The organism is Arsenicicoccus piscis (assembly GCF_022568835.1).
In the GTDB taxonomy this organism is placed as follows: Bacteria; Actinomycetota; Actinomycetes; order Actinomycetales; family Dermatophilaceae; genus Arsenicicoccus; species Arsenicicoccus piscis.
On record NZ_JAKZHV010000002.1, the window covers coordinates 216323 to 240009 of the forward strand.

General features: G+C 71.3%; 23 protein-coding genes. 5 read left to right on the plus strand and 18 right to left on the minus strand.

Annotated elements, in window-relative coordinates:
• Positions 1-5: 5 nt before the first annotated feature.
• The 3 genes from MM440_RS04020 to rpsB all read right to left on the minus strand — a co-directional run bounded on the left by MM440_RS04020 (position 6) and on the right by rpsB (position 3156).
• Entirely contained in the window at positions 6-1184 is a 1179-nt protein-coding gene (locus tag MM440_RS04020) for an extracellular solute-binding protein (RefSeq protein ID WP_241442102.1), read from the minus strand.
• 188 nt (positions 1185-1372) lie between these two features.
• Entirely contained in the window at positions 1373-2200 is an 828-nt protein-coding gene (gene tsf, locus MM440_RS04025; protein WP_241442104.1) for a translation elongation factor Ts, read from the minus strand.
• 53 nt (positions 2201-2253) lie between these two features.
• Entirely contained in the window at positions 2254-3156 is a 903-nt protein-coding gene (gene rpsB / locus MM440_RS04030; protein WP_241442105.1) for a 30S ribosomal protein S2, read from the minus strand.
• A gap of 398 nt (positions 3157-3554) precedes the next feature.
• Between rpsB and MM440_RS04035 the strand changes: the two genes are divergently transcribed.
• Positions 3555-4742, plus strand: coding sequence for an aminotransferase class I/II-fold pyridoxal phosphate-dependent enzyme (locus tag MM440_RS04035; RefSeq protein WP_241443354.1), 1188 nt, complete (start codon positions 3555-3557; stop codon positions 4740-4742).
• Here the strand turns inward: MM440_RS04035 and MM440_RS04040 are convergent.
• Positions 4724-5749, minus strand: a complete 1026-nt coding sequence (locus MM440_RS04040; RefSeq protein WP_241442113.1) for a DUF3152 domain-containing protein — start codon at positions 5747-5749, stop codon at positions 4724-4726. The genes MM440_RS04035 and MM440_RS04040 overlap by 19 nt on opposite strands.
• A 288-nt stretch (positions 5750-6037) precedes the next feature.
• Between MM440_RS04040 and MM440_RS04045 the strand changes: the two genes are divergently transcribed.
• On the plus strand, positions 6038-6601 hold the full coding sequence (locus tag MM440_RS04045) for a murein hydrolase activator EnvC family protein (RefSeq protein ID WP_241442115.1): 564 nt from the start codon (positions 6038-6040) through the stop codon (positions 6599-6601).
• A gap of 30 nt (positions 6602-6631) precedes the next feature.
• On the opposite strand, the gene MM440_RS04050 is transcribed toward MM440_RS04045, so the two are convergent.
• The 14 genes from MM440_RS04050 to MM440_RS04115 form a co-directional block, all read right to left on the minus strand.
• Complete coding sequence (locus MM440_RS04050; RefSeq protein WP_241442124.1) at positions 6632-7579, minus strand: tyrosine recombinase XerC; 948 nt, start codon at positions 7577-7579, stop codon at positions 6632-6634.
• A gap of 273 nt (positions 7580-7852) precedes the next feature.
• Positions 7853-9175 carry a DNA-processing protein DprA gene (dprA, locus tag MM440_RS04055; RefSeq protein ID WP_241442132.1) on the minus strand — a complete coding sequence of 441 codons (1323 nt, stop codon included), beginning with the start codon at positions 9173-9175 and terminating at the stop codon, positions 7853-7855.
• The gene (locus MM440_RS04060) at positions 9172-10719 is read right to left on the minus strand and encodes a YifB family Mg chelatase-like AAA ATPase (RefSeq protein WP_241442152.1); all 1548 of its coding nucleotides are present in this window, start codon (positions 10717-10719) and stop codon (positions 9172-9174) included. The genes dprA and MM440_RS04060 overlap by 4 nt, the downstream gene beginning before the upstream one ends.
• Positions 10720-11202 (minus strand): YraN family protein, encoded by a 483-nt coding sequence (locus MM440_RS04065; RefSeq protein WP_338155602.1) that lies wholly within the window; start codon positions 11200-11202, stop codon positions 10720-10722.
• 131 nt (positions 11203-11333) lie between these two features.
• Complete coding sequence (locus tag MM440_RS04070; RefSeq protein WP_241442162.1) at positions 11334-11657, minus strand: DUF2469 domain-containing protein; 324 nt, start codon at positions 11655-11657, stop codon at positions 11334-11336.
• Positions 11654-12457 (minus strand): ribonuclease HII, encoded by an 804-nt coding sequence (locus MM440_RS04075; RefSeq protein WP_241442164.1) that lies wholly within the window; start codon positions 12455-12457, stop codon positions 11654-11656. Before MM440_RS04075 ends, MM440_RS04070 begins: the two co-directional genes overlap by 4 nt.
• On the minus strand, positions 12454-13215 hold the full coding sequence (gene lepB / locus MM440_RS04080) for a signal peptidase I (protein WP_241442179.1): 762 nt from the start codon (positions 13213-13215) through the stop codon (positions 12454-12456). The genes MM440_RS04075 and lepB overlap by 4 nt, the downstream gene beginning before the upstream one ends.
• Before the next feature lie 225 nt (positions 13216-13440).
• Entirely contained in the window at positions 13441-13800 is a 360-nt protein-coding gene (rplS, locus tag MM440_RS04085; protein ID WP_241442193.1) for a 50S ribosomal protein L19, read from the minus strand.
• 217 nt (positions 13801-14017) lie between these two features.
• On the minus strand, positions 14018-15142 hold the full coding sequence (trmD, locus tag MM440_RS04090) for a tRNA (guanosine(37)-N1)-methyltransferase TrmD (protein WP_241442202.1): 1125 nt from the start codon (positions 15140-15142) through the stop codon (positions 14018-14020).
• 2 nt (positions 15143-15144) lie between these two features.
• Entirely contained in the window at positions 15145-15693 is a 549-nt protein-coding gene (gene rimM, locus MM440_RS04095; protein WP_241442243.1) for a ribosome maturation factor RimM, read from the minus strand.
• A gap of 127 nt (positions 15694-15820) precedes the next feature.
• On the minus strand, positions 15821-16063 hold the full coding sequence (locus tag MM440_RS04100) for an RNA-binding protein (RefSeq protein WP_241442245.1): 243 nt from the start codon (positions 16061-16063) through the stop codon (positions 15821-15823).
• 2 nt (positions 16064-16065) lie between these two features.
• Positions 16066-16578 carry a 30S ribosomal protein S16 gene (gene rpsP / locus MM440_RS04105; RefSeq protein WP_241442247.1) on the minus strand — a complete coding sequence of 171 codons (513 nt, stop codon included), beginning with the start codon at positions 16576-16578 and terminating at the stop codon, positions 16066-16068.
• A gap of 124 nt (positions 16579-16702) precedes the next feature.
• On the minus strand, positions 16703-19387 hold the full coding sequence (locus MM440_RS04110) for a putative bifunctional diguanylate cyclase/phosphodiesterase (RefSeq protein WP_241442249.1): 2685 nt from the start codon (positions 19385-19387) through the stop codon (positions 16703-16705).
• A gap of 374 nt (positions 19388-19761) precedes the next feature.
• Complete coding sequence (locus MM440_RS04115) at positions 19762-20787, minus strand: alpha/beta hydrolase family protein (protein WP_241442251.1); 1026 nt, start codon at positions 20785-20787, stop codon at positions 19762-19764.
• Positions 20788-20822: 35 nt separating this feature from the next.
• On the opposite strand from MM440_RS04115, the gene MM440_RS04120 reads away from it, so the two are divergent.
• The 3 genes from MM440_RS04120 to MM440_RS04130 all read left to right on the plus strand — a co-directional run bounded on the left by MM440_RS04120 (position 20823) and on the right by MM440_RS04130 (position 23681).
• The gene (locus tag MM440_RS04120; RefSeq protein WP_147826453.1) at positions 20823-21410 is read left to right on the plus strand and encodes a GNAT family N-acetyltransferase; all 588 of its coding nucleotides are present in this window, start codon (positions 20823-20825) and stop codon (positions 21408-21410) included.
• Entirely contained in the window at positions 21407-22201 is a 795-nt protein-coding gene (locus MM440_RS04125) for a PaaX family transcriptional regulator (RefSeq protein WP_241442252.1), read from the plus strand. The genes MM440_RS04120 and MM440_RS04125 overlap by 4 nt, the downstream gene beginning before the upstream one ends.
• A 218-nt stretch (positions 22202-22419) precedes the next feature.
• A protein-coding gene (locus MM440_RS04130) for an IS3-like element ISTesp3 family transposase (protein ID WP_241441902.1) occupies positions 22420-23681 on the plus strand; the annotation gives its coding sequence in 2 pieces (ribosomal slippage) (positions 22420-22768 and positions 22768-23681; 1263 coding nt in all).
• The last annotated feature ends 6 nt before the right edge of the window (positions 23682-23687 follow it).

The window sequence follows — 23687 nt, forward strand, 5'->3', positions numbered from 1 at the left end:
CGCCGTCACTGGCCGGGGACCTTCTGGTCCCACTGGTTGTTGAGGTCGTTGGAGACCTCGGAGACGTAGGTCGGACGCATCGTCTCGGGCGCGGTCTGCTCGAACTTCTTCTGGACGTCCGCGGGCAGCGAGGCGAGCGGCAGCACCGGCGTGCCGGCGATCTGGGTCGCGATGGCGGCCTGGGCGTCGGGCGTGAGGACGTACTCGAGGAGCTTCTGCGCGGCGTCCTTGTGCGTCGTCGTGGCCGGGACGCCGAGGTAGGACGCGCCGCCGGTGAAGCTCGGGTTGCTGATCTGGGCCGAGCTGACGCTCGCGGGGATCTGGCCGTTGGTCTTGGCGGTCACGAACATGTCGGACCAGACGGGGGCCATGTCGATCTGCCCGGACGACAGCAGCTGCAGGACCTGGGAGTTGCCGTTGGGGTAGACGCCCTTGCCGTAGACGTAGGGGTTGAGGCCCTTGAGCACCGCGAAGCCCTTGTCCCAGCCGGCCATCGCGGCCTTGTCGTAGGTCGTGCGGAGCTTGTCGCTGGCCGCCTGGTCCATGTTGGCGTCGAGCACCGTCGTGACGAACGACTGGCCGGAGCCGCCGGACTTCGGCGAGTTGTAGGCGAACCGGCCCGGGTTGGCCTTGATCCAGGCCAGCAGCTCGTCGAGCGTCTTCGGCGGGGTCTTGACCTTGGTGGTGTTGTAGGCGAGCAGCACCGAGCTCGCGCGGTAGGGGACGCCGTAGCCCTTGCCGGCCTCGACCAGGGTCTTGTTGACCTGGGCGAGCGCGGGCAGCGTCGTGGCGTCCTCCTTGAGCAGCAGGTTGGCGCCCGCGGCCTGGGTGACGAAGCCCGCGTCGATGACGTCGAAGCCGACGTCCTTGCCGCCCTTGACGGCCGCCGCGAGCTTGGCGGCGTTCTGCGCGTCGTGCTCACCGTGCAGGTCGAAGTTGATGTTGACCTTGATGCCGGGGTTGGCCTTGGTGAAGCCCGGGACCAGCTGCTTGGTCCACAGGTCCTGGATGTTGGTGTCCGCGCTCACGAGGACCGTGACGGACTGGCCGGACTGGCCGCCCGCGCCACCGGCGGTGCCGGTCGACTGGGCGTTCTGGACGTCCGAGGTGGACTTGGCGCAGGCGCTCAGCCCGACAGCGAGCAGTGCGGTGAGACCGAGAACGAGCGGGCGGCGAGTAGCCATGACGGATTCCCCTTCGTGGGCCGGTCTACGACGACCGGGATGACGGCGAGCACCACCCTAGTCCGATCCGGCCCCTGCGACCCGTTGGCAACGCGCACGGCCGGCCGCCTCCGACGAGGCGACCGGCCGTGTTCACCGCGTGGTCAGCGGCGCGTTGCTCAGGTGTTGCTGGGGTGCTTCAGGAAGGCTCAGGAGCCGACCTTGAAGCGGGCGAACCCGGTCGCGGTGGCGCCGGCCTCGTCCAGGACCTTCTTGACGGTCTTCTTGGCCTCCTTGGCGAACGGCTGCTCGAGCAGGACGTTCTCCTTGAAGTAGCCGTTGACGCGACCCTCGACGATCTTCGGCAGGGCGGCCTCGGGCTTGCCCTCCTCCTTCGCGGTGGCCTCGGCGATGCGACGCTCGTTCTCGACGACCTCGGGGTCGATCTCGTCGCGCGAGAGCACCGACGGGGCGAACGCGGCGATGTGCATCGCGACGTCGCGGGCGATCTGCTCGTCCCCACCGGTGGTGGCAACGAGGACACCGATCTGCGCGGGCAGGTCGGGGCTGGTCTTGTGCAGGTAGGACGTGACGTGCTCGCCCTCGAGGCGGGCCACGCGACGGACCTCGATCTTCTCGCCGATCGAGGCGTTGGCCTCGTCGAGCAGATCCTTGACCGTCTTGTCGCCGTCCTGGACCGCGAGCAGCGCGTCGGCGTCGGCGACCTGGTGGGCGACCGCGAGGTCGAGCACCTGGTCGGCCAGCGCGCCGAACTTCTCGCCCTTGGCGACGAAGTCGGTCTCGCAGTTGACCTCGACGAGCGTGCCCACACCGTCCTGGACGCGGGCGGCGACCAGGCCGTTGGAGGCCGAGCGGCCCTCGCGCTTGGTGACGCCCTTGAGGCCCTTGACGCGCAGGATCTCGGTGGCCTTGGCGCGGTCGCCGTCAGCCTCGTCGAGCGCCTTCTTGACGTCCATCATCCCGGCGCCGGTGGCCTCACGCAGCGCCTTGATGTCGGCAGCAGTGAAGTTAGCCATGTGTTGTCGCTACTTTCTCTCTGAGCGGTGGGGGTGGTCGAAGCGAGCCAGGCTCAGGCCTGGGGGGCCTCGGCCGACTCGGCAGCGCCCTCGGCGACCGGAGCGACCTCGACGGTCTCGGTCGCCTCGGCGACCGGGACGGCCTGACCCTCGGCGGCACCGGCAGCCTCGGCGGCGTCGGTGGCCTCGGCCTCGGCGTAGAGCTCGCGCTCCCACTCGGCCAGCGGCTCGGCCTCGGTCTCGCCACCCTCGGCGGACCGGCCCGAGGAGCGCTGCACCAGGCCCTCGGCGACGGCGTCGGCGATCACGCGGGTCAGCAGGGTGACCGAACGGATGGCGTCGTCGTTGCCCGGGATCTTGTAGTCGACCTCGTCGGGGTCGCAGTTGGTGTCGAGGATCGCGATGACCGGCAGACCCAGCTTGCGCGCCTCGTCGACCGCGAGGTGCTCCTTCTTGGTGTCGACGATCCACACGGCCGAGGGGACCTTGGCCATGTTGCGGATGCCGCCGAGGGTCTTCTCGAGCTTGTCCTTCTCCCGCTTGAGGATGAGGAGCTCCTTCTTGGTGTAGCCGGACCCGGCCACCGTGTCGAAGTCGATCTCCTCGAGCTCCTTGAGGCGCGTGAGGCGCTTGGAGATCGTGTTGAAGTTGGTGAGCATGCCACCGAGCCAGCGGTGGTTGACGTAGGGCATCCCGACGCGGGTCGCCTGCTCGGCCACCGGCTCCTGGGCCTGCTTCTTGGTGCCGACAAACAGCACGGTGCCGCCGTGGGCGACAGTCGCCTTGACGAACTCGAACGCGTCGTTGATGTAGGTCAGCGACTGCTGCAGGTCGATGATGTAGATGCCGTTGCGCTCGGTCAGGATGAAGCGCTTCATCTTCGGGTTCCACCGACGGGTCTGGTGCCCGAAGTGGACGCCGCTCTCCAGGAGCTGGCGCATGGTGACGACGGCCATGCCGTGTCCCTCGATTCTTGGGTTGTGGTCAGTTACGTCGGTGACCACGGGTGCGGTCACCTGCCTGGCACTCGCGACGCACCCCGCCGAGCGAGCTCGGACTGCCGTGGTGCGCCCCGGACGAGGTCCGGTCTGGCAAGCGCGCGAAATCGGGTCGTGCGCACGTGGCACACGTCCCGTGGGGCCAGTCTACGGGACGGGCCGCAGGGGGTCCTAATCTCCGGCGCCGCCCTCCGCCGGGCTGATCCGGGCTGATCCGGGCTGATCCGGGCTGCTCCGGGCTGATGGCGGGGCGGAACTGGCGCTAGCGTCGAGCCATGAGCTCCCCCGCCGCACGGCCCCCCGCACCGCTCGCCTCACCGCTCCCCTCACCGCCCCGACCTGCGGGTCACCCCGCCATGGCGGCCTTCGGCACGACGATCTTCGCGCAGATGTCGGCACTGGCGACGACGACCGGGGCGATCAACCTCGGGCAGGGCTTCCCCGACACCGACGGGCCGCGCGAGGTGCTCGACGCAGCCGTCGAGGCGCTCCGGTCCGGGCGCAACCAGTACCCGCCCGGGCGCGGGGTGCCTGAGCTGCTGAGCGCGATCGCCACCCACCAGCGGCGGTTCTACGACATCGAGCTCGACCCCGCGAGCGACATCCTCGTGACCGTCGGCGCGACCGAGGCCATCGCGGCCAGCGTGCTCGCGCTCTGCGGCCCGGGCGACGAGGTCGTGCTGTTCGAGCCCTACTACGACAGCTATGCGGCGACGGTAGCCCTCGCCGGCGCCACCCTGCGCACGGTCCCGTTGCGCTTCCCCGACTTCGCCATCGACGAGGCGGAGCTCCGGGCGGCGTTCTCCGAACGCACCCGCATGGTGCTCGTCAACACGCCGCACAACCCCACGGGCAAGGTCTTCACCGCGGCCGAGCTGGCGCTGATCGGGCAGCTCGCCGCGGAGCACGGGGCCTGGGTGGTGACGGACGAGGTCTACGAACATCTGGTGCTGGACGGGCCGCCGCACGTGCCGATGGCGACGCTGCCGGGCATGGCCGAGCGCACGCTCACCATCTCGTCGGGCGGCAAGACCTTCTCGACCACCGGGTGGAAGGTCGGCTGGGTCACCGGGCCTGCCGAGGCCATCTCGGCCGTGCTGGCGGTCAAGCAATTCCTCACGTTCGTCGGGTCGAGCACCTACCAGCCCGCGATCGCCGTCGGGCTGGGGCTGCCCGACACGTTCTACACGGGGCTGCGGGAGCGGATGACCGAGCAGCGGGACCTGCTCTGCGCGGGGCTGGAGGCGGCCGGTCTGCCGATCGCGCGACCTGCGGCGGGCTACTTCGTGATCGCCGACGCCTCACCGCTCGGTGCCGACGCGGCGGAGCTCTGCCGCACGGTGCTGCCGCACGACTACGGCGTCGTGGGCGTACCCGTCTCGGTCTTCCACGACGACCCGACGCTGGCGCCGAGCCTGGTGCGGTTCGCCTTCTGCAAGCGGCCCGAGGTGCTCGAGGAGGCTGCTCGACGACTGGCTGGTGGGGGTGGGCCGGGTCAGGGCCTCGAGGGTCAGGGCAACGATCGTCAGGGCACCGTCGGGTAGGGGTTGGCGGTGCAGCCGAGCAGGTACTTGGTCTGCTGCAGCATGATCGGCGCCGGCGTCCCCGGCGCCGGGCAGCCCTGGTGCCCGTGCCCGAGGCCGTGACCGACCTCGTGGTTGATCTGGTAGACCCGGTAGGTCGTCACGTCGGTGCCGAAGGTCGTCGCCCCGCCCACGTAGCGAGCGGCGTTGAGGACGGCCCGGCCGCCGTTGAAGCAGGACACCGTGCCGCGCGTCTCGAGCGGCGCGCACAGCCGGTCCACCGTCGCGGGCGTGGCCAGCAGGATGCGCAGGTCGACCTTCGCGCCGCCCGCGGCCTGGTCCGGGGAGACGTTGATGAAGCGCAGCGAGTCCTGGCTCCGCCACCCGCGCGGGTCCTGCAGCGTCTGCTGGACGGTCCGGGCGTAGTCGGCGGGGCGCTCCGAGAGGCCGCCCTCGATCTCGACCGTGTAGCGCACCATCCGCCCGCCTGCGCCGGCGGTGTCCGGGCCTGGCACGGGCAGGACCGTGAACTGGCCGTTCCCCTGGCGGGGCACCGACGCCGGGGTCGGACCGATGCCGTCACCCTCCGCCACGTCGTCACCCGAGCCGGTGGGCGTGGAACGGGCTGCCGGGTCGGTCTGGGCTGTGCCGGTCTGGGCTGCGCCGGGCGCTGCCGGGGCGACTGCCGCGGTCCGGTTGGCCGACACGGCCTGGGAGTCCTGACTGGTCAGCTGCCCGACTCCGTAGCTGCCGCCGGCGACCAGCAGTCCGCCCACGACGACCGTGCGCAGCAGCCGCAGTCGCCTTCGCGTGCTCCAGCGGGCGCGGGCCGGGCGGGGTGCGTCGGTGTGGTGGGGCGGGTTGGCGTGGGGCGGGTCGGCGTCGGTGCTGGGCGCGTGGCTGCGGGGGTGGCTGGCCGCCGAGGCCCGTCCGTGCGTGGGGGCCACCACGTGCTCGGGCCAGGGGTCCTCGTCGGCCTCCGGACGCCCCACGCCGGAGGGACGGATGTGCTCATCCAGGCGAGACATGTCCCTCCTCGATCGTGACTGGCGATGGCGCCCGTGGGTCTGGGTGCTGCTCCGCGGGTGCGCCCAAGCACCCGCTGCTCAACCGTGCCACGGTGTACGCCCCAGACGCCGGAGGCGACACCGGCGGCGGGTCCGCCACTTCGTAGCGTGCCTTCCCGTCACCGTTTGTGACCTGCGCCGCACGCATCCAGCCGGGGGGCTGGGGACTTGGCCGGACCAATCCCCTCCCGCGTCCACAGCCGCGAATCCGTGCTGGACCACGCCCTCGCGCCCCCGCCACGGTGGGGCATGCCCATCCACATCGCGCTGCTGTCCCCCATCGCCCCGGTGCTGGTCGCCGGTGCGGTCGCACTGAGTGCTCTTGGCGGTCCGACGGTGCCAGGTCCGAGCGCGCCTGGCCCGGTTGCGTCCGGCCCACCCGGGTCGGCGGGCGTCGCGCCGGCGACGCCCTGGCGGTGGCCGGTGGCCGCACCGGTGCTGGTGCGCCGGTTCGAAGCACCCCCGGGTCCCTACGCGGCGGGCCATCGAGGAGTCGACGTCGCCGCGCCGGTGGGCACCCCCGTCCTCGCCCCGGCACCCGGGGTCGTCTCGGTGGCCACCATGGTCGCCGGGCGTCCGGTGCTGACGATCGACCACGGGGGCGGCTGGCGAAGCAGTCTGGAGCCGGTCTCGGCTACGGTGCCGGTGGGCACGGCCGTCACGGCGGGCCAGCAGGTGGGCGTGCTCACCGCCCACCCAGGCCACTGCGCGCCGGTCAGCTGTGTGCACTGGGGTGTGCGCGAGGGCGACGCCTATCGCGACCCGCTGGCGCTGCTCGGTCTCCTGCACGTGCGCCTCTACCCGCCGCCGTAGGTCGGGCGGGTGTGCGAGCCCCCAGACCTGCTAGGCGCGAGGGTGTGCCTGCTCGTAGGACCTGCGCAGCCGGTCTACGGACACGTGCGTGTAGATCTGGGTGGTCGACAACGACGAGTGACCGAGGAGCTCTTGAACCACCCGCAGGTCGGCGCCGCCGTCGAGCAGGTGGGTCGCCGCGCTGTGCCGCAGCCCGTGCGGGCCGAGGTCCGGCGCGTTCGGGATGTGGGCGAGCAGGCTGTGCACCGCGGACCGCACCTGGCGCGGGTCCACCCGGCGGCCGCGCCTGCCGAGGAAGAGGGCTGGCCCACTCCCCGGCTGCACGACCTGCGGTCGGCCGCGAGCCAGCCACGCGTCGATGGCGCGCTGGGCTGGGACGCCGTAGGGCACCGTGCGTTCCTTCGCGCCCTTGCCGAGCACCCGGACGGTGCGCGACCCGTCGTCCAGGTCGTCGATGTCGATGCCGGCAAGCTCGCTGACGCGGATGCCGGTGGCGTAGAGCAGCTCGAGCATCGCCCGGTCGCGCAGGTGCACCGCGTCGTCGTCGTCCGCCGCCACGGCCGCCACGTCGAGCAGCGCGCCGGCCTGACCCTGGTCGAGGACCCCCGGGAGCGACCGCTGCCGCTTGGGTGCGGCCAACCGCAGCGCCGGGTCGCGCTCGATGAGCCCCAGCCGCGTCGCCCACGCGTAGAACGTGCGCACCGCTGCAGACCGCCGCGAGATGGTAGACCGGGCGGCGCCCGCACTCGACTGCTCGGCCAGGAAGGACCTCAGGTCCGCCAGTGTCACGGCGCCCAGGTCGTCGATCCCCCGCCGTTCGGCGAACGCCTCGAGCAGGCGCAGGTCCCCGGCGTAGGCGCGCACCGTGTGCGCCGATCGCCCCCGCTCGCGCTCCAGGTGCAGCACGAACTGAGCGACCAGGTCACCCTCCGCAGGGCGACCGCCGCTCGCCGTGGTGGACCGCGCGCCGTCGGGCATCGCCCCCACCGTCGCAAAGCGCCGCCCGGGGAGCAAGCACCGAGCCCTCCGGCGCGCCCACGCCACCTGCCCAGCCTGCCCAGCCCGCCGACTCTGCCGAGATGGCCTGTAGTCACCGAGACGGCGCGTATGCACCGAAACGGCTGGTACACCAGCCATCTCGGTCGCCAACCACCATCTCGGTGCCTAAGCGCCATGTCGGTCGACAACCGCCATCTCAGTGGCGGAGCGCCATGTCGGTCGCCAACCACCATCTCGGGAAGCACGCGGCGCTCAGGAGGCACTCTCGTGCGACGCGGGGCCCGGGGCCTGGCTGGACGTAGAATCCTGGTGGGACGCAGGGTCGGGTCGGGGCGTAGGGCTTTGGCGGGGCGAGGGATCCCGGCGGGGCGAAGGTGCAGCCAGATCGAGGCGCTCCTGGGCGGGTCGGTCCAGGCCGGGGCGCAGCAGGCCGTCGCGGGCGCCGCGCTCGACCCGCCAGCCGTCGCCGTTGCGCTCGGCCAGGCCGAGCGTCTCGAGGCGGCTGAGCGCCACCGAGGTCGTCCGCCAGTCCAGGCCGGCGCGCACGCAGACGTCGGTGGTGGAGATCCAGCGCGAGCGCGGCAGCGCCGAGAGGACCTGGTGCTGCTCGTCATCCAGCAGGTCGCGGGGATCGGTCGGGCCTTGTGGACGGGTGGCGGCATCCAGCCCCATCCGGCCGACCAGCTCGGCCACCTCCTCGGCGTTGGTGACCAGCACCGCGATCCCGTCGCGCACCGCCTGGTGGGTGCCCGAGCTGGCCGCCGACGTCACCGGACCGGGGACGGCAGCCACCGGCCGGGCGTACTCGGCGGCCGTGCGGGCGGTGTTCAGCGACCCCGACCTGGACCCCGCCTCGACGACCAGGGTGCCCTGGGTCATCGTGGCGATCATCCGGTTGCGCAGCAGGAACCGACTGCGCGTCGGCACCGCCCCCGGCGGCAGCTCACTCATCACCGCACCCCGGCGGGCGATCTCGGCCAGCAGGGTGTCGTGCGCGAGCGGGTAGGCGCGCTCGACGCCACAGGCCAGCACGGCGATGGTGCTCCCCGCCGCCGCGAGTGCACCCCGGTGGGCGGCCGCGTCGATCCCGAAGGCGGCGCCCGAGACGATCGCGAAGCCGCGCTCGACCAGCTCGTAGGCGATGTCGGCCGACACGCGTTTGCCGTAGTCCGTGGAGTCGCGGGCGCCCACCACCGCCACGCTGCGCGCGCACGCCACGGCGATGTCGAGCGGGCCACGCACCCACAGGCAGAAGGGTGGGTTCACCAGGTCGTCGAGGCCGGGCGGCCACTCGTCGTCCCCGCTGACGATCACGCGCGCACCGAGGCGAGCCGCGGCGCGCAGGTCGGCGGTCACGTCCAGGTGCGGCAGTCGTGGCTGGAACTTCTCGTCCCGGTGGTCCGTGGAGCCGCGCACCGCCGCGAGCGCCTCGCGAGCGCCGAGCTCGGCGACCAGCTGGGTGGCTCGCTTGTCGCCCGGCTCGGCCAGTCGGCTCCAGGCCGCCAGCGCGGTGCGCTCGTCACGCATCGCCGCCGCCCAGGCCGCCACCGGGTCCAGGGCGTCGCCGGCGGTCATGCCGCCAGCCCCGTGCGCAGCGACAGCGCCAGGGCGACGTCGTCCTGGTCCGGTCGGTCGTGGCCGCTGAGATCGGCCACCGTCCACGCGAGGCGAAGCGCCCTCAGATAGCCGCGCACCGAGAGCGGGTCGCGCTCCATCAACCGGTCGAGGTCGGCGGTGGCGGCGGGCTCGGGGCGCAGCGGGCCGAGGAGCTCCTTGCTGCCCACCTCGGCGTTGCGGTCCTTGCCGAACTCTGCGAGACGCACGCGCTGCCGCTCGCGGGCCGCCCGGACGCGGGCGGCCACCAGAGCCGATGGCTCCCCCGGTGGTCCGCCCAGCTCGGCCTTGGTCACGGCGGGGACGGACACCTGGATGTCGATCCGGTCGAGCACCGGACCCGAGACCCGCGACAGGTAGCCCCGCCGAGCGGTCACGCTGCAGGTGCAGTCCAGCCCCTTGCCGGTGTTCTTGCCGCAGGGGCACGGGTTGGCGGCCGCGACGAGCTGGAACCGGGCGGGGAACACCGCGGAGCCCTGGGCGCGGTCAACGCGAATCGTGCCGCCCTCCATGGGTTCTCGTAGAGCGTTCAGCACCGAGGGCGCGAACTCCGGGGTCTCGTCGAGGAACAGGACGCCGCGGTGGGCGGCCGTGATCGCGCCCGGCTGCGGGAAGGACCGGCCGCCGCCGACCATGGCCGCCATCGACGCACCGTGGTGGACGGGTATGAACGGCGGCCGGGTGACCAGGGCATGGTCCTGGTCGAGTCGACCGAGCACCGACGCGATCGCCGTCACCTCCAGGGCGTCCCGCTCGGGCAGCACCGGGAGGATGCCGGGGAGGCGCTCGGCGAGCATGGTCTTGCCGGCTCCCGGTGGACCGACGAGGAACAGGTGGTGCCCACCGGCGGCGGCGACCTCGATCGCGAACCGCGCGCCGTGCTGGCCGACGATCTCGCTCAGATCCCCCACCGCCGCCCCTGCTGCGCCGGTCGGGAGACCGCCGGCCTGGCCCTGCTCCGCCGCCTCCTCGGTGTCGTCCGGCTCCTCGACGCTCTCGCCGCGGTAGTGCGCGACGAGTCCGCGCAGGCTGCGGACCCCGATCACCTCGATGCCCGGGACCAGCCGTGCCTCGGCCACGTTGACCTCGGGGACGAAGACCCGACGAACCCCGGCGTCCGCGGCGGCACGCACGCACGGCAGCACACCCTTGACGGCGATGATGCGACCGGTCAGGGACAGCTCGCCGAGGTGCACCACGTCGACCACCGGCACCGGGATCTGACCGCTCGCACGGAGCAGCGCCACGGTCATGGCCAGGTCGAAGCCGGGACCCCGCTTGGGGACCCAGGCCGGGGACAGGTTGACGGTCAGCCGGCGGCGCGGGATCGGGCAGTCGGAGTTGGCGGCCGCGGCGCGCAGCCGCTCCTTCGCCTCGCCGACGCTCGAGTCGGGCATGCCGGTGATGGTGAAGCTGGGCAGCCCGTCGGCGATGTCGGCCTCGACGTCGACGACGACCGGGTCCAGCCCGAGCAGGGCAACCGCTCGGGTGGTCGCGACACCCATCTAGAGCACCGCCTTCAGGTGCTCGACCTCGGGGGCCCCACGCGGGGGCACGTAGACCCCCACGACGTCCACCCGCACGCCCTGGACCCACAGGCTCGGGTGCTCCTGCAGCCACCGGGCCGCGAGTCGGCGCAGCCGCACCAGCTTGGCGTGGGTGATCTGCTCGACGGGCGTGCCGAAGCCGGTGCTGCGCCGCGTCTTCACCTCGGCGACGACCAGGGTGCCACCGTCGAGGGCGACGATGTCGATCTCACCGAGGGGGCAGCGCCAGTTGCGCTCCACGATGGACAGGCCCGCCTCGAGGAATCGCGCGCACGCGAGGTCCTCGCCGAACCTGCCCACGGCCCTGGTGGCCGCGGAGGTGGGGCGCGCGGCCTGCGTCGATGAGCTCGAGGTCGACGAGCTCGGTGTCGATGCCGTGTGTGGAGCTGGGGCTGGAGGCGGAGGTGAGGAGGCGGGGGCAGGAGAGGTCGACGAGGCCACGAGAAGTCCTTTCGCTCGGGTCGTCCCGGTGGGACGTTCGAGGGAAAGGCTGTCGGGCAACAGGCTCGGCGCCCAGGGCGAGGAGGTCGCTGTGGACGAGCGAGGGGTCTACGAGGTCCGGAACCCCCGGCTCAGCCCGGGAAGCCGGTCTCCTTGCTCAGGTCGAGGTCGGACTTCGCGAGCTCTTCGACGTTGACGTCCTTGAAGGTGACCACCCGGACGTTCTTGACGAACCGCGCGGGACGGTAGACGTCCCACACCCAGGCGTCGGACATCTGCACGTCGAAGTAGACGTCACCACCCTCGCCGCGCACCCGCACGTCGACGGAGTTGCACAGGTAGAACCGGCGCTCTGTCTCGACGACGTGAGAGAACAACCCGACCACGTCGCGGTACTCGCGATAGAGCTGCAGCTCCATGTCGGTCTCGTACTTCTCGAGGTCTTCGGCGCTCATGACCCGCCCATCCCTTCGTCGTGGCGCAGCTCGTGTCCTGCGGGCGATTCTCCCACGCGCTCCACGAGCACCTCGCCCACGCCGGGCAGGCACCAAGAGCGACGATGGTGCTGGCAGGGGCCGTGCGCCGCGAGCGCAGCGATGTGCGCGGGCGCGGAGTAGCCCTTGTTGATCTCCCACCCATAGTGCGCGTAGACCCCACCGTCGGACGCCGCGAGCTCGGCCATCATGGTGTCGCGCTCGACCTTGGCGAGGACGCTGGCAGCGGCCACCGAGGCGCACCGCTGGTCGGCCTTGATCAGCGTCTGGACGGGCGGGTGCACGGGCCCATCCCCGGCGAACGCCAGCAGACCGACCTGGTCGGCCTCGGTGAACCAGTCGTGGTTGCCGTCGAGGATGATCACCTCGGGGCGCACGCCACCGGCGACGACCTGGTCGAGGGCGCGCCGGCCCGCGAGGCGCAGCGCCGCGAGGATGCCGATCGCGTCGATCTCGTCCGCCCCGGCGTGCCCCACGCCGTAGGCGACCGCCCACCGCCGCAGCCGCGGGACGAGCGCGTGCCGCACCGCGGGGGCGAGCAGCTTGGAGTCCTTGACGCCCTGCGGAGCGGTGCCCGTGCTGGCGTCGATGACGCACATCCCGACCGACACCGGACCGGCGAGCGCGCCGCGGCCCACCTCGTCCATGCCGGCGACGAGCCGCGGCCCCTCGGGCAGGCCACGCTGGATCTCCCGCTCGAGGCGCAGGGTCGGGGTGGTCGACCAGGTGGGTCGACGACGGGTGCTGGTGCGCGTGCTCACGACGACGGTTCGGGCACCTTGGCGAACGTGGTGTCGGCCTGCTGCCCGAGCCAGGCCAGATCCGTGAACGGCCAGACGACCGCGACCGCCCGTCCGACGACGCGGTCGATCGCGACCGAGCCGTCGGCGCCGCCGCTGTTGTCGTCGTGATAGCGCGAGTCTCCGGAGTTGCTGCGGTGATCGCCCATGACCCACACCTTGCCAGCCGGCACGGTGATGTCGAAGGGGTCGTTGCTCGGCGCGTCCCCGCTCTTGAGGTAGGGCTCGGTGACCGCGACGCCGTTGACGGTGAGCTTGCCGTCCTTCGTGCAGCACACGACGTGGTCGCCGGGCAGCCCGATGACCCGCTTGATCAGGTGGTTGTCGGCGTCGCTCGGCAGCAGACCGACGAAGACCAACCCGTCGTGGAGGTTCTTGCGCACGCCCGTGAGCGGCTCCGCGGTGCTGGCCGGCAGCCACTGGCCCGGGTCCTCGAAGACCACGATGTCGCCGCGCTCGAGCGCGAACGGGGTCGGCGTCAGCTTGGACACGACGACCCGGTCACCTTGGACCAGAGTGTCCTCCATCGACCCCGAGGGGATGTAGAACGCCTGCATCAGCCACGTCTTGACGACGAGCGAGAGCACCAGGGCCAGCACCACCACGATGACGAACTCGCGCAGCACGTGCGCGAAGTGGCTCCGCGGCGCCTCCCCGCGCTGGTGCGAAGCGCCGGGCAGCTGCTCGGCGGGCTCCGCGACGGGCTTGGGGTCGCTCATCCAGTAGATCCCTCTCTCGGCTGGGCCTCACGCTCAGCGTTCTGCTTCAGGACGGGTCGGTGCGGATCGGTCAGCTCGGTGCGGGTCGGGGTCGACGTGCTGGTCGAGGTGCGGACCGGCACCACGTCGAACCCTAAGCCGCCACCCTGTCCGAATGCTGCAGACCGGCCGAGACGCGAGCGACCCCGCCGGGGGTTCCGACGGGGTCGCTCGCGAAAGCCGGGTTCAGCGCGCGACGGGGGTCTCGCGCTTCTCCTTGATCTTGGCGGCCTTGCCGCGCAGGTTGCGCAGGTAGTAGAGCTTGGCGCGACGCACGTCACCGCGCGTGACGACCTCGATCTTGTCGATGATCGGGGTGTGCAGCGGGAAGGTGCGCTCGACGCCGACGCCGAAGGAGATCTTGCGGACCGTGAAGGTCTCGCCGATGCCGCCACCGTGGCGGCGGATCACGACGCCCTGGAAGACCTGGATGCGGGAGCGGGTGCCCTCGATGACCTTGACGTGCACCTTGACGGTGTCGCCGGCGCGGAAGTCGGGCTGGTCGCTGCGCAGGTTGGCGGCGTCGAACTCGGTGAGCTTGTTCATGCTCGGATCGCTTTCTCGTGGTCGCCACAGGTCGCCACGTCCTCGGTGGGCTCGCGCGAGAGCGCGGTCCACGCTGGTCTGATGGGTGTGGTGCGCGAAGCCGCGTCGCCCGAGGACGACTCCCCCTGTGGCAGGGGCGTGCGCACACGCACCGCACCATTGTGCCAGAGCCGTCTGGGCCGGCCTAATCTGCGGCGTCCCCAGGTCTGGACGCGCTCTACTCGTCGGTGGGGCGACCGCGACGGGTGCGGGTGCCCCGCGGCGCTGCGGCCCGGACGTGCTCGAGCAGCCGGCGGTCCAGCCCCCGGTCGGCGAGGTCCGGGACCACCATGAGCCGCGCCAGCCGCCACTCGTCGTCCACCCGGCGCGCGCACACGGAGCCGACGAGGCGGCCGTCGAGACGCAGCACCCAGGTCTGCCACTCGGCCAGCGAGTCGGCGAGCCCCGCGAGCGTCTCGTGGTCCTGCGGACGCACGGCGTGGGTGAGGGTGAGCAGCTCACCGAGGTCAGCGGGGGTGGCTACCTGCAGGGTGCCGGACGCGGGGTCGGCGGCCGCGCTCGGGGCCAGCAGGTCGGGCCGGCGCTCGGCGGTGCGGTCGAGCCGCTCCTGGTGGCGCCAGGCGGCGATGGCGCCGTGGTTGCCCGAGAGCAGCACCGGCGGGACGTCGCGCCCGCGCCACGACGCCGGCTTCGTGTAGACCGGGTACTCCAGCAGGCCGTCCTCGTGCGACTCCTCGACGAGCGACTCGGCGTTGCCGACCACCCCGGGCAGCAACCGGGCGATCGCCTCGACCATCGCGAGGACGGCCACCTCTCCCCCGTTGAGCACGTAGTCGCCGAGCGACACCACCCGCACCCGCCCGTCGAGGGCCTCGCGTGCATGGTCGTAGACCCGTTCGTCGATCCCCTCGTAGCGCCCACACGCGAACACCAGCCAGGGCTCGGCGGCCAGCTCGTGGGCGAGGGCCTGGGTGAACGGCTCACCGCCCGGCCCCGGCACGAGGAGCAGCGGCAGCGCCGGGCCAGGGTGGGCGGACGAGCCGGCGTCGAGGTCTTGGCCCTGGTCTGGCACGGGGTCCTGGTCGAGGGCTTGGTCTGGATCCTGGTTGCCGCCGGAGGCCACCACGGCATCGAGAGCAGCAGCCCACGGCTCCGGCTTCATCACCATGCCGGCGCCCCCGCCGTAGGGGGTGTCGTCGACGGTGCGGTGCCGGTCGGTGGTGAACTCGCGCAGGTCGTGGACGTGCAGGTCCAGCAGCCCCTGGACGCGGGCCTTGCCGATCAGCGACAGGTCGAGCGGGGTCAGGTAGTCGGGGAAGATCGTGACGACGTCGACGCGCACGCTCAGTCCTCGAGGTCGAACAGGCCGGCAGGCGCGTCGACGACGACCCGTCCGCCGTCGACGTCCACGACGGGCACCAGGGCCTCGACGAACGGCACCAGCGCGGTGCGCCCGTCCGCGCGGCGGACCTCGAGCAGGTCCTGGGCGGGCCGGGTGTGCAGGGCGATCACCTCGCCGACCGCTGCCCCGGCCGGGTCCTCGACAGCCAACCCGACGAGCTCGTGCTCGTAGAAGCCGTCGTCGTCCGCGTCGTGCTCGGGCTCCTGCTCGACCTCGACCTGCAGGCGGGTGCCGCGCAGCGACCCGGCGCCGGTGCGGTCGGGGATCTCCTCGAACGCCACCAGCCAGATGCCCTGGTGCACGCGGGTGGAACGGATCGTCAGGCGTCGCGGCACACCGGAGCCCGGCGCCGAGAGGGTCTGCAGCACGGCGCCGTCGGCGAGCCGCGTCTGCGGGTCGTCGGTGTGCAGCTGCACGGTCACCTCACCGCGCAGGCCGTGCGGCTTCCCGATGCGCGCCACGGTGCGCAGCTCGTCCTCGGATCGGCTCACGGTCGGCTCCTCGCTCGTGCGGAGTGTGGGTTCTTCGGCAGGGACGCCGCAGGGGCGCGCCCGGTGATGGACGCGCCCCTGCGGCGGAGTGCTCTACGGCCTCGACGCTCGAGGTCCGGGGACGGTCTCAGCGCACCCGGTCGGTGTCGACGATGTCGACCCGCACCGGCTTGCCACCCGCGAGCGCACCCATGACGGTGCGCAACGCGCTGGCCGTGCGACCGGACCGGCCGATGACCCGGCCGAGGTCGTCGGGGTGGACGCGGACCTCCAGGACCTCGCCGCGGCGGAGCTCCTTGCGGCGCACCACCACGTCGTCATCGTGGTCGACGATGCCCTTGACCAGGTGCTCGAGGGCCTCCTCGAGCACGATCAGGCCTCGGCCTTCTCGTCGGTGGCCTCAGCGGCCGGAGCCTCGGTGGACTCGGCGGGCGCAGCAGCCTCGGTGGACTCGGTGGACTCGGCGGCCGGAGCCTCGGTAGGCTCCGCAGCCGGCTCGGCCTTCTTCTCGGCCTTCTTGCGCGGGGTCTCCTTGGGCTCGAGCTCGGCCTTCTTGACGGCCTCCTCGTAGAGCGCGCGCTTGTCGGGGCGGGGAGCGGCGACCTCGAGGGTGCCCTCGGCGCCCGGCAGGCCCTTGTGCTTCTGCCAGTCACCGGTGACCTTCAGCAGAGCGAGGACCTGCTCGGTCGGCTGGGCGCCGACACCGAGCCAGTACTGCACGCGCTCGCTGTCGATCTCGATGCGCGACGGCTGCTGGGTCGGGTGGTAGATGCCGATCTCCTCGATCGCCCGGCCGTCCCGCTTGGTGCGGGAGTCCATGACGACGACGCGGTAGAACGGTGCACGGATCTTGCCCATGCGCTTCAGGCGGATCTTGACGGCCACGTAGGTGGTCTCCTGTTTCTTCGTTGTGAGTCGCGGCCAGACCGGGTGGGGAACACGCGGGGTGCCGTGGCTCGGGGGTAGGCGTGCAGGCAGCAAGAGGGACCGCGCGCACGGGTACAAGGATCTATTCTGCCAGATCGTCGGGGGGGCCCGAGACCGCGTCGATGTCGTAGACCTCGGGGATGTCCGACACGCGCTGGTACTCCCCGAACAGGTGGCCCTGGGCGTAGTCGCAGCCCAGCTCGCGCATGACCTGGTAGAGCTCGACGGACTCGACGCCCTCGGCGACGACGTTGAGCCCCAGGGTCTGCGCCATGGTGATGACGGCCGACACCAGGGTGCGATCGGCCCCGCTGTAGGCCGCGCGGACCACGAGCGACCGGTCGATCTTGAGCAGCGTGAGCGGCATCCACGACAGGTGCACCATCGAGCTGTGCCCGGTGCTGAAGTCGTCGATGGCGAGGCCGGCGCCGGCGCGGGCGATCTCGAACAGGCAGCTGGCCTCGGTGGAGGCGGCGTGCACGAACGACCGCTCGGTCACCTCGACGACGACCCGGTCCATGGTCAGGCCCGCCGCGCCCACCCAGCCGGACAGCTCGGCGGCCAGGTCCTCCCGCCGCAGCTCGCGGGCACTCAGGTTGACGGCGACGAACCACGGCTGGTGGGCGGCGGCCAGGTCGGCGAACGCCTGCTGGGTCACCAAGGCGCCCAGCTGGTCGACCAGACCGGACTCCTCGGCGATGTCGATGAACTCGGCGGCGGGCACCACCCGGTCGCCGTCGAGCAGCCGCGACAGGCACTCGACGCCGACGACGGCACCATCCGCGAGCGAGACGATGGGGTCGTAGGCCGCGCGGACGCGACCCTCGGCGATCGCGCGACGCAGCTCCAGCTCTACCTCGAAGCGGCGCAGCGCGGCCCGTCGGTCGCTCTCGCCGAACACCCAGACCTGGCCACCGCCCTCGGCCTTGGCGCGATGCAGCGCGGACTCGGCGTCGCGCAGCAGGTCGTGCTCCTCGACGAGCTCGGCGCGCGGACCGGCCGGCCCGACCTGGACGACACCCACGCTGGCGTCGGGGCGCACCGGTCCGAGCCCCGGCACGTCGACCGGCTGGCAGATCTGCCCCTGCACGTCCCGAGCCAGCTCGATGGGGTTGATCTCGTCGGCGCTGTCGACGATCACCACGAACTCGTCGCCGCCGAGCCGCGCCACGGTGGTGCGTCCCGGCAGCCGCAGCGCCCCGGTCTCGAGCCGCCGCCCCACGGCCGTGAGGAGCACGTCACCGGCGCGGTGACCGTGCGCGTCGTTGACCACCCGGAACCGGTCCAGGTCGACGAAGGCGACCGTCCGCCACCCGCCGGGCAGCAGCGGCATCGCGAGGCGCTCGACGACGGCCTCGCGGGAGAACAAGCCGGTCAGCTCGTCGTGCGCGGTCCGCCAGGTGAGCTCGGCGGTGCGCTGGCGCACCAGGGTCCGGAGCTGCTCCTCGCGGACGATGGCCTTCTGCAGGTCGCTCTCGAGCAGGCCGTGGCGCAGGCTCGTCACCAGCTCGGCGACGCGGGTCGCGGTGACGTGCCGGTCCTCGAGGCGATCGGCGCGCTTCTGCTCCTGCAGCACCTTCAGGGCCCCGAGCAGGTCCCCTGAGTCGGTGAGCGCCTGCGCGAGCAGGTCGTAGACATCGTTGCGGATCCGTCGGGGCAGGCCGCTCACGGCGTGGTGGTCGGCCAGCGCCGCGAGCGACCCCTCAGGGTCGCCCAGTCGCTGGCGGGCGCGGGCCAGCGCGAGCGACGTCTCGACCGGCACGAGCCCGTCGGCAGCCTGCTCGGCCTCGGCGAGGGCTTCGAGATCCGTTGCGGCGTAACGGTCTGCGAAGTGACTCTTGACGTCGGCGACCAGCAGCCGGAACGGCACCGGGGACAGGTCGGTGAGCTCGACGAGCTCCGCAGCCCGCTCGGCCGCCGCGAGGGCCAGGTCGAGCCGGCCGTTGTCCACGAGCAGCCGAGCCTGCTCGGCGTAGATCGGGGCCTGGACACCGGGCGGCGTGGAGGGCCCGACCCGGTCGAGGGCGCGCTCGAGATAGGGCAGCCCCAGACCGGGCTCCCCCACGGTCCGCATCAGCGCGGCCAGCAGGATCTCGACCTCGCCCTGGAGCGGGTGAGCGGCCTCGGCATCCTGCTCGGCGGCGTCGCTGAGCCGGCGGGCGGCCCGGTCGAACTCCTCGCGCGCCATGGCGACCGCACCGCTTCGAGCGGCGACCGTAGCCCGCACGGCACCGGTCAGCTCGTGCTCGGGCAGCCGCTCGGCGACCGCGTCCTGGGCGCGCTCGGCCGCGACCTCGGCCTCGTCGATCTGGCTGGCCGCGAGCAGCGCCCAGGTCCGCACGGCCTCGCACTGCGCGACGAAGAGATGGCGCCAGGCGGGGTCGGCGACGGCGTCGGCCAGGGTCAGCCCGCGGGTGGCGAGGCGCAGCCCCTGCTCGGCGGTGCCCTCGCGCGCCGCGAGCAGGTCGGTGACGATGCCGACGACCGGCTCGAGCCACGGCGCCCGCTCGCCGGTGGTGCGGGCGGTCGTCGAGGCCGGCGTCCGCGTGGTGCCGCGGGTGTCGGCAGCACGGGTGTCGGTAGGTCGGGTGTCGGTAGCACGAGTGCCTGCGGCGCGGGCCCGGTCGACGACGGACGGCAGCGGCGTGGGACCCCCGTCGCCCTGCTCCCCGGCGGCAAGCGTGGCCGCGACGCTCAGGGCGTCGAGCTGGCGCTGCACCCGCCGCACTCGCATCTGCACCTCGGTGGCCACCTGAGCCGTGGCCACACCCTGAGCCAGACTGCCCGGGGTCTTCGAGGCGCCCCGCGCCCGGGCGCGCGCACCAGGTAGCTCCGTGGGTCGAGGGCTCACGGCGCCAGTCTCGCACCGTTGACAACCGTCTGTGCTCGTTTGACGCCTGTTCGTCAAGACAAATCGTCCGAACAGGGGAGAGCCTTCCGCACGCCGGCGCTCCCCCGTCCAGCCGGAACTGCCCCCGGCTCCGCCTGTGAGTCGCGGAATTAGATGGCGCGGCTTCGGCGGTGATAGCCGTCGCGCGGCGACAAGACACCCCGCGACGGCACAAGCGATCGGTTCGCATTTCGTGGCATGCCTCGGTTCGCATTTCGTGGCATGCCTCAGTTCGCATTTCGTGGCATGCCTCAGTGGGAGTCTGCCACCTGATCGAGGAGCCCGCGGTATGAGTCGATGACGCAGTCAGCCAAGAGAAGGCGCGGCCAGAACACCCCCGTGACCACGCCGATGAACTCGGAATCGTCGACGATGGGGCGCGCCATAGAGTGCACCGCGTCAACCCATGTGACCTTGACGTCTCCGCCGAAGATTTCAAGGTAAACCTCGGCAGTTTCGTGGACGTCGACGTTTCGGTCATGCTCGCCGGCCAGCAGTAGCCAGGGTATGTGACGTGTGGCCGCTCGGGCGAGATCGTTTGTGGCATCGGCGCGGAAGTTGCGTTGGGCGAATCCCCACCGCTCGCGGGTCATGGGGTTGGTCTCGGTGGTCTCACCGAGATATTCTTCGTAGCTTGCCCCGCGCTCTAGGAGCGCATGCGTGTTGGTGCTTGCGGCTTGTGCGCGGGCGCGCTGTTTGGCATCTGCGCCCGCGTGGTCGAGTTCCGCTTGAAGGTTGAATTGCCCCTGCCTCAGCCAGTTGATGGCGGTGCCGACTGCTACAACGCCGTCAATGTCGTTGCGGTCGGCGACCACCGCGGGGAGTACCCAGCCTGCTTGGCTTGCACCCCACAGGACGATCGTCGACGTCGGAACGTCCGGCTGCGCCTTGGCCCAGTCGATCGCAGCGCTTACCTCCGCGGCGCGGTCGGGAAGACTCTGCGTGAGCCAGTCGCCATCCGACCTGCCGACGCCGGGTTTGCTCCATGAGAGCGTCGCGTACCCGCTGGCGGCCGCGCCCTCGAAGAACGGGTCGTAGAGTCCGTTCTGCGTTGCATCGACGGGACCGTCCCCATGCACCATCACAACGACTCCGTGAGCCTCGCCGCTCGTGGGCGTCGTCAAGACGCCCGACAAGCTGCCAGCGGCCACCGGGATCTCAACCTGACGCTCATCGAACGCAAAGGAGTTGCCGACTAGGGCGACCCCAACAGCACCCACAGTAACGACCAGCCCGGTCACGGCCACGATGGTTACCCACCGGATAAGTATCTTCATGTGCACGATCGTACATGATTCGATATTATCGATGGATGGAGATTACTATCGGGCGCGGCTTCTCCGCGACGGAGCGGGGTCGAGTCGCCGCTCTCTACTGGGCGGCCTTCAGTCGCAAACTTGGCCCCGCCTTCGCCTCAGTAGAACGCGGTCTGAGCGTCGTGACGGCGTCGCTCCGGTCGGACCGAACCCTCATTGCCCGGTCTGGCAACAATCTCGTAGGAATGTGCGGCTTCCACCGCGACGGCGCAGGCGCCGTACCTGTGACCTGGCGCTCTCTGCGGGCCAGCCTGCCCTGGCTCGCCGCGGTACGGGCCACGCTCGTACTCAGCCCCTTATCCCGTGGAGACATGGATGACACGTTGGTGCTCGATGGGATCTGTGTGGACGGCGCGAGCCGGGGCCGGGGGACAGGTACCGCCCTCCTGGAGGCTGCCGTCGAGCTCGCCCGCAGTGAAGGCCTGCGCTCTGTTCGCCTGTCGGTCGTGGACACGAACCCTCGTGCCGAAGCGTTGTATCGACGCCGTGGGTTCGAGCAGGTCGCGACGGGGTCGATGGGCCCACTGTCCAGCGTGTACGGTTTTGATCGCTACACGACCATGGAGCGGAGAGTCAACGCGTGAGCAGTCGGATCGCAGGACGCACCATCGTCGAGGCGTTCCTCCCGATGAGCGGGAAGGCGCCTCTTGCGCCCGTATACGACACGGCGCACCTTCTTGGCACCGGCGATCAGCCCGTCCGTCTCGCGATCCGTCGAATGCAGGCAGCCGGCGAGCTGACACAAAGCGGACGCGGACGCTCAGGCACGCTTCAACTCACCGATACCGGACGTGGGCGCATAGACCGAGATCGATCCGCACTCGCCCTAGCCTTCACACAAGATGCCGGGCGCCTGCAGTGGGATAGCTCGTGGAGTCTCTACACGGTCGGTGCACCAGAGCGCGAACGCGCTGCCCGTGACTCACTACGCCGAACCCTCCTCGCCTCCGGCGCCGCCGCGCTTGCCACCGGCACCTTTCTGAGTCCACACGATCTCCGGCCACTCTTGGACCCGGCTATGGGGCGGTACGTGATCTCAGCAACCGCGAGGGATCTCAACATTCGAGGCGTCACAGATCCGCTGGCGATCGCGGAAGAGCTCTGGCCCGCCGGACCCATCGACGCCGCATACGACGTCATGGACGCAGCCATCAAACAAGACGACCCCACCGCCCATTCTGACGTCCGACGTATCCTCCTCGCCGACGCCCTCGAAGCCGCGCTCCGCAATGACCCCCTCATCCCCCTCGACCTGCGCCACTCTCCCTGGCGACCCACCACGCTCCGCCGAAAATGGCTCGCACTATGGAACGACATCGCGCCATCAGCTGCATACTCGTCATGGGGCACCACCGTGACCGTGCCTGCAGTTTGAGCCAACTGCGGTCGTGGACCTGTCCGTAATCGACCGTTCATGAGTCAGCCGGCAGCCTCGTCGATTAGGTCGGCGAGTCGTGTCTCACGACCTGTGGCTTTCGCCGTTATATGGCGGGGTTCTGTCGACGCTCTGTGGCGGCATCGGGGCCTGACCCCGGTTCTTGGACACGCTGAATCCAGCACGTGGTGCTGGGGAAGCGAGATGATCCGAGAATCATGGCTAGGAAGAACTATTCCGAGGAGTTCCGTCGTCAGGCCGTCGACTTGTACGAGTCCACCCCGGGTGCCACGGTCCGCGGCATCGCCGAGGACCTCGGCATCGTGCGTGGCACGCTGCGGGGTTGGCTCGAGGTCTACGGGACCGGCAAGAAGACCGCTGCTGACGGGACGTTGACCTCCAGCCCACTGCAGTCCAGGCCGTCGAGGAAGAACTCCTCGGCGCCCGAAGGTGAGACGCCGGAGCAGAAGATCGACCGACTGGAGGCCGAGAACGCGGCGCTGCGGGCCGAGACCACCAAGCTCACCACCGAGCGGGAGATCCTGCAGCGGGCGGCCAAGTATTTCGCCGGGGAGACGCGCTGGTGAGTCGCTTCCAGTTCGTCGCCGACAACTCCGCCACCTTCGAGGTGAAGCGACTGTGCGAGCTCGTCGAGATCGAGCGCTCCTCCTACTACGCCTGGCTCAAGGCAGCCCCGGCACGCGAAGAGCGAGCTCGGGCCGATGCCGAGCTCGCGGAGCGGATCAGGGCCGTCCACGCCGAGGACAACACTTGCGGTGCGCCGCGGGTCACCGCCGAGCTCAACGACAACACCCCTGCCGGTGAGCGGGTCAACCACAAGCGCGTCGCGCGGGTGATGCGGGCCGAGGGCATCCGTGGCTATGTGAAGAGGCGGCGGGTGCGGACCACGATCCCCGAGCCGTCGGGGCAGAAGTACCCCGACCTGCTCCAGCGCGACTTCACCGCCGAGCGCCCCAACCGGCGCTACGTCGGCGACATCACCTACCTCCCGCTCGCGGACGGGACGAATCTGTACCTGGCGACCGTGATCGACTGCTACTCCCGACGGCTCGCCGGCTGGGCGATCGCCGACCACATGCGCACCGAACTCGTCGAGGAAGCGTTGAACGTCGCGGCCGCGACCCGAGACAGCCTCAAGGGCGCGATCTTCCACAGCGACCACGGGTCGGTCTACTGCTCCAAGGCCTACGCCCAGCTCTGCAAGAAGTTCGGCGTCACCCAGTCGATGGGCGCCGTCGGCTCGTCGGCCGACAACGCACTCGCGGAGTCGTTCAACGCCACGATGAAGCGCGAGGTCCTCCAAGACACCGCCTGCTGGCCCGACGAGCTGACCTGCCGCCGGCAGGTCTTCAGATGGCTCGTCCGCTACAACACCCGCCGCCGTCACAGCTGGTGCGGCTACCTCTCCCCGTCCACCTACGAGGCCCGCCGGGCCGCTACGCTGCCAACCGCCGCGTAATCACAC

Coding starts and splice junctions, on each gene's coding strand:
- MM440_RS04115 (WP_241442251.1), bottom strand. CDS start 20,787: ATGAAGATACTTATCCGGTGGGTAACCATCGTGGCCGTGACCGGGCTG.
- MM440_RS04060 (WP_241442152.1), bottom strand. CDS start 10,719: ATGGGTGTCGCGACCACCCGAGCGGTTGCCCTGCTCGGGCTGGACCCG.
- dprA (WP_241442132.1), bottom strand. CDS start 9,175: ATGACCGCCGGCGACGCCCTGGACCCGGTGGCGGCCTGGGCGGCGGCG.
- MM440_RS04070 (WP_241442162.1), bottom strand. CDS start 11,657: ATGAGCGCCGAAGACCTCGAGAAGTACGAGACCGACATGGAGCTGCAG.
- MM440_RS04040 (WP_241442113.1), bottom strand. CDS start 5,749: ATGTCTCGCCTGGATGAGCACATCCGTCCCTCCGGCGTGGGGCGTCCG.
- rplS (WP_241442193.1), bottom strand. CDS start 13,800: ATGAACAAGCTCACCGAGTTCGACGCCGCCAACCTGCGCAGCGACCAG.
- rpsB (WP_241442105.1), bottom strand. CDS start 3,156: ATGGCCGTCGTCACCATGCGCCAGCTCCTGGAGAGCGGCGTCCACTTC.
- MM440_RS04035 (WP_241443354.1), top strand. CDS start 3,555: ATGGCGGCCTTCGGCACGACGATCTTCGCGCAGATGTCGGCACTGGCG.
- MM440_RS04045 (WP_241442115.1), top strand. CDS start 6,038: ATGCCCATCCACATCGCGCTGCTGTCCCCCATCGCCCCGGTGCTGGTC.
- MM440_RS04020 (WP_241442102.1), bottom strand. CDS start 1,184: ATGGCTACTCGCCGCCCGCTCGTTCTCGGTCTCACCGCACTGCTCGCT.
- MM440_RS04050 (WP_241442124.1), bottom strand. CDS start 7,579: ATGCCCGACGGCGCGCGGTCCACCACGGCGAGCGGCGGTCGCCCTGCG.
- lepB (WP_241442179.1), bottom strand. CDS start 13,215: ATGAGCGACCCCAAGCCCGTCGCGGAGCCCGCCGAGCAGCTGCCCGGC.
- MM440_RS04120 (WP_147826453.1), top strand. CDS start 20,823: ATGGAGATTACTATCGGGCGCGGCTTCTCCGCGACGGAGCGGGGTCGA.
- tsf (WP_241442104.1), bottom strand. CDS start 2,200: ATGGCTAACTTCACTGCTGCCGACATCAAGGCGCTGCGTGAGGCCACC.